The sequence below is a fragment of the Luteibacter sp. P4_D7_3 genome, from assembly GCF_056401735.1.
In genome coordinates, this window is sequence record NZ_JBFUIT010000289.1 from 1 (window position 1) to 4,989 (window position 4,989).

A 4,989-nucleotide genomic window follows, 5' to 3' on the forward strand; every position below is an offset into this window, starting at 1 on the left:
GCTCGGATCAGGCCGGCTACGCCAGCGCCGTCGCGGCACTGGAGGATGCCGACTTGAACAGGTCGGTGGGACTCCAGGCAAGGGAGAACGCCCTGGCAGCCTTTGGCACATGGGACGATGCAGGCGCCCGCTATGCGGACATCTACCGCCAGCTGCTTGCACGAGCCACACCGGGCCGCCATTGAATGGCGGTCCGGGTCACGTCACACTGCAGCGAATTGCTGGTGACCTCATGATTACAGACACGTCCTTCCCCTTGGCCATCTTGGGTGCACCGCCGCGGTTTCGCGAGCCGGTTCATGTTGGCCGCCCGAATACGGGCGACCGCAGCACATTCCTTGCACACATCGAAGCCATGTTCGACCGCAACTGGCTGACCAACAATGGTCCGCTCGTCCAGGAGTTCGAACGGCGCGTCGCCGAGGATCTCGGCGTTCGCCATTGCGTCGCTATCTGCAACGGCACGGTGGCGCTCGAGATCGCTATCCGTGCGCTAGGGCTCACCGGCGAAGTCATCGTTCCGTCTTGGACGTTCATCGCCACCGCGCATGCGCTTGCTTGGCAGGGGCTCACGCCTGTGTTCGCCGATGTCGACCCGCATACCCATAACCTTTCACCTGAATCCGTACGCGCCGCCATCACGCCTCACACCACAGGCATCATGGCGGTGCACACATGGGGTCGCCCGGCTGCCATCGAGCCTCTCACCGCTCTGGCGGACGAGTTCGGGCTGAAGCTGATGTTCGATGCCGCCCACGGCTACCGTTGCACCCACAACGCAAAGCGCATCGGCGGTTTCGGTGCCTGCGAAGTCCTCAGCTTCCACGCGACGAAGGTCTTCAACACGCTTGAAGGTGGCGCCGTCGTCACCAACGACGACGCGCTCGCCGAACGGATGCGATTGATGCGAAATTTCGGCTTCGCAGGCTACGACAACGTCATCCACCCGGGCACGAACGGCAAGATGATCGAGGCCAGCGCAGCCATGGGCCTTACCAACCTCGACGCGCTTGATAGCTTTGTTACAGCCAACCACGAGCGCTACGATATCTATCGCGAAAGGCTGTCGGTTGTGCCAGGCGTAACCATGATTGAGTACGACGAGGCTGAAGAAAACAACTTTCACTACATCGTCGCTTCGATCGATCAACCCGCGAAGGTTACCCGTGACGTCCTGATCGACGTTCTACACGCCGAGAACATCCTTGCCCGCAAGTACTTCTGGCCAGGCTGCCACCAGATGAAACCTTACGCGGGCATTCCCCTTCGTGTCCCGTTGCCGGCCACGGAGCGCATCGCCGCACAGAATGTCGTGTTGCCGAGCGGGCCGTCGCTGGGCCGGGAAGACATTCATGCGATTTGCGATGTCATCGAGCATGCCTGCTCGCACGGCGTAAACTGAGCGATGGCATCGCACTCTTCAGTAGGAACGCCAGAGAGACTCGCCATCTTCGGAGCAGGCGGCCATGCGCGCGAAGCTGCTCTGATTGCGGAGCGCATGGGGACGTCCCGGGCGAACATCGCCTTCGTGGTCGAGGCAGYTTATCACCGCTGCAACACTCTCAGCGGTATCGCCGTGCACACGCTCGAGTCCGGGGCCTGCGATGGCTGGCCGTTCGTCGCCGCGGTGGGCGACCCCTTGCTACGCGAGCGCGTCGCTGCCATGTGCATCGAGCGGGGTATGATCGCGGGCACGCTGCACGATCCCTCAGTATTTGTGCACGAATCTGTCCGGATCGGCCAAGGCTGCATCATTGCATCAGGAGCAATCCTGACAGTTGACATCTCGCTCGGCGAACACGTCCATGTCAACGTCGGGGCTTCGATCTCGCACGACACAGTCGTGGGTGAGTTTTCCACCGTGTCGCCAGGGGTGCGGATTGCGGGGCACGTCGCGCTGGGCCGCCGGGTGTTTATGGGGATCGGAGCCACGATTGTCAACGGAACGCCGGGCGCACGGCTCGTCATCGGTGACGACGCCGTTATCGCTGCGGGCGCCTGCGTCGTGGGGCCGGTTGCAAAGGGGCTGCGCGTCATGGGCGTGCCCGCAAAGGCACGTTGAGGTGACGACGTGAGCGAACCTGGCGCCGTCAAACATGCCACGCGATGGAGCGCCTTCGAGATAGGAATTCGTTATGTGCTGCAGTTCGGCGTCACCGTCGTGCTCGCGCATCTCATCGACCCGGGGGCCTACGGCATTGTCGCTATGGTCCTCGTGTTCACGGCGCTGGGAAACGTGTTCGTTGATTCCGGGACAGGTCTTGCGTTGATACAGCGGCAGTGCACCAACGACGATGAAGAGACGTCCGCCTTCGTTATTAACCTGGCCATCTCGCTATTAGCATGCACGGCACTGGTGGCAGGGGCGCCATCCATCGCTGAGTTCTATGGGAGACCGGAGGTAGCGCGGCTTTGCGTCGTGCTGGCCGTGGTCTTTCCGCTCAATGCACTGGCCGTCGTTCCCGACGCGCTGCTCACCCAGCAGCTCCGCTTCCACGCACGAGCCCGAGTTGAGTTGGGGAGTTCGCTGATTTCGGGCGCTATAGCCATCAGCCTCGCGACCATGGGCTTCGGCCCCTGGGCATTGGTCTTTCAGGCAATCGCTTCAATCGGCTCGCGGGCGGCGATGCTCTACCTCATTTCGGGCTGGTATCCGAAAGGCCGTTACCGCAACGAAGCCGCTCGATCCATCGCCGGCTTCGGCGGCTATATGCTCGTCGCCGGACTGATCGACACTGCGTACAACCGCTTGCAAGCCGTTCTTATTGGGCGACTTTTCAGCGCACGGGACCTTGGCTTCTATTCGCTGGCTCAGAATACCCAGCAGGCCCCCACGTCGTTCGCCGCTGCGCTTCTGAATCGACTGGGCCTGCCATTACTGTCTTCGGTCAACGGCGACATCGCAGAAGTGCGCAAGCTTCTCCGGACCGCGTTGCGAATGAGCCTTTTCGCCTTTGCTCCGATGATGGTGATCCTCGCCATATATGCCAGCCCCGTTGTTCGCCTCGTCTATGGTGAGCGATGGCTCCCCGCCGGCCCCCTTCTTGCGATCCTGACCCTTGGGGCGATTCCGTGGCCTGCGCATGTCCTCAGCCTGGTGGTGCTCAACGCGCTCGGACACCCCCGCCTCGTGCTGCGCGTGGAGGTAGTGAAGAAGGCCATCGCGGTGACCCTTCTAATCACGAGCGCGCCATGGGGGCTGCCTGCGATGGCATGGTCGACAGTCATTACCAGCCTCGTCTCATATGTCCTCAACGCCTACGTCGTGGGTAGACGCATCGGCTACGATGCGCTTACCCAACTACATGACCTGCTTCCGACGGCGCTGGCGACGCTGGGAGCCTCGGTCATCGCGTGGGGTTGCGTAGTCTGGCTTCCGTCATCGTTATGGACTTTATGCGCCGGAGCGGCGCTCGCGGGTGCTACGCATCTGGCCATCGGCTGGGCCCTTGGCCATCCCGCCATTGATGGATTCCTGCAACTCGTCCTCCCAAGGAGTCGGTAAGTTGATAACTCGGACATGGCTGGTCGTGGGCGCGGGCGGCTTTATCGGGAGCCACCTGGTCAGGGCACTGGTGACCTCTGGCGAGCAGGTGATCGCATTGTCGCCAAGGCAAGTGGCGCCCGACGATGGCGTCACGTGGATCGACGCGTCCACGGCGACTAGTGACGTCCTTGCGAAACTTTTCGAATCCGCCGACGGCGTCGTCTGGCTTGCTGGCTCAAGCACGCCGAGTTCGAGTGCGGGTCGCCCGCTTGCTGAACTCGACAACAACCTTCGCCCACTGCTGAATCTCATTCAGGCCAGCATTGGTGTGGGCCGCCGTCGAGTCGTCTACCTGTCAACGGGCGGCGCCATTTACGGCGACGTCGAAGTTCGCGACGCGACCGAGCAGGCGCGACTTGAGCCGAAGAGCTACTACAGCGCAGGCAAACTCGCTGCGGAAGCCTTTCTCAGTGCGTGGTCGCATGAGGCAGAGCACGATGTAATCGTTCTTCGTCCATCCAATGTCTACGGCCCTGGCCAACCTTATCGAAACGGGTTCGGCATTATCCCGACGGCTTTCCACGCTGTGCGGACGGGCGCACCCATTTTCGTTCGCGGAGACGGAACAGCCGTACGCGACTATCTTTTCGTTGACGACCTGGTCCGTCTCATTATCAAGGCCCTGTTAGCACCCGCGTCAGCGGGCTTTCGTTCAATCAATGCATCCAGCCATGTACCCGTCTCGTTGAATACGCTCCTCGATCTCATAGGCGAAACCCTTGGGGAGGCCGTTCCTCGCGAGTACCACGAGGCTCGCGCTTTCGACGTTCAACGCATCGTGCTGGACAACGCGCTGGCTAGAGAGACCTTCGATTGGGCACCCCATATAAATTTGCGTGACGGTCTCGAACGTACTTGGCACGCCGCCCGATGAGCAAGCAGCCCAGCGCTCCGATCATCTCGGTATGCATCGCGAACTACAACGGTGTCGTTGTCCTCGATGACTGCCTGCGCTCCGTGCTTGACCAGGTAGTTGATAGCTCGGTCGAGATCATTGTTCACGATGACGCTTCGACCGATAGCTCTGTGGAGCTTCTTGCCACCTATCAGGGTATCGCAGTCATCCAAAGTGAACGCAACGTCGGGTTCTGCGAGTCCAACAATCGCATGGTCGAGGCGAGCCATGGCGAGTATGTCCTTCTTCTCAACAACGATGCTGCTCTGCTCCCCGGCGCGCTTCAAGCGTTGCTGGATGACGCCGGGCGTTCGCCGCGCCCCGCCATTCTGACGCTACCTCAGAGAGACTGGACATCGGACCAACTCGTCGACCGCGGCTGCCTCCTCGATCCCTTCATGAACCCGGTGCCAAACGTGCTCGTTGATCGGGAAGATGTCGCCATGGTGATCGGCGCATGCATGTGGCTTCCACGAACTCTGTGGAACACGCTGGGCGGTTTCCCTTCGTGGATCGGCTCGCTCGCCGAAGACATGTATCTTTGCTG

Annotated in this window: 5 protein-coding genes and 1 pseudogene; all 6 read left to right on the plus strand. The window is 61.3% G+C overall.

The genetic code is table 11. The annotated features are described in order from the left end of the window. Positions 1–185: pseudogene (locus AC1DSN_RS18205) on the plus strand (group 1 glycosyl transferase); the annotation flags it as partial. Positions 186–232: 47 nt separating this feature from the next. Next, the gene (locus AC1DSN_RS18210; protein ID WP_477298520.1) at positions 233–1,402 is read left to right on the plus strand and encodes a DegT/DnrJ/EryC1/StrS family aminotransferase; all 1,170 of its coding nucleotides are present in this window, start codon (positions 233–235) and stop codon (positions 1,400–1,402) included. A 3-nt stretch (positions 1,403–1,405) separates the two neighbouring features. Continuing rightward, positions 1,406–2,062: a PglD-related sugar-binding protein gene (locus AC1DSN_RS18215; protein ID WP_477332062.1), complete on the plus strand. Its 657-nt coding sequence runs from the start codon at positions 1,406–1,408 to the stop codon at positions 2,060–2,062. 9 nt (positions 2,063–2,071) lie between these two features. Beyond that, entirely contained in the window at positions 2,072–3,505 is a 1,434-nt protein-coding gene (locus AC1DSN_RS18220; RefSeq protein ID WP_477298290.1) for a lipopolysaccharide biosynthesis protein, read from the plus strand. Positions 3,506–3,530: 25 nt separating this feature from the next. Further along, entirely contained in the window at positions 3,531–4,421 is an 891-nt protein-coding gene (locus tag AC1DSN_RS18225) for an NAD-dependent epimerase/dehydratase family protein (RefSeq protein ID WP_477298289.1), read from the plus strand. Then, on the plus strand, positions 4,418–4,989 hold a 572-nt coding region (locus tag AC1DSN_RS18230; protein WP_477332064.1), incomplete at its 3' end, for a glycosyltransferase family 2 protein. The genes AC1DSN_RS18225 and AC1DSN_RS18230, both read left to right, overlap by 4 nt.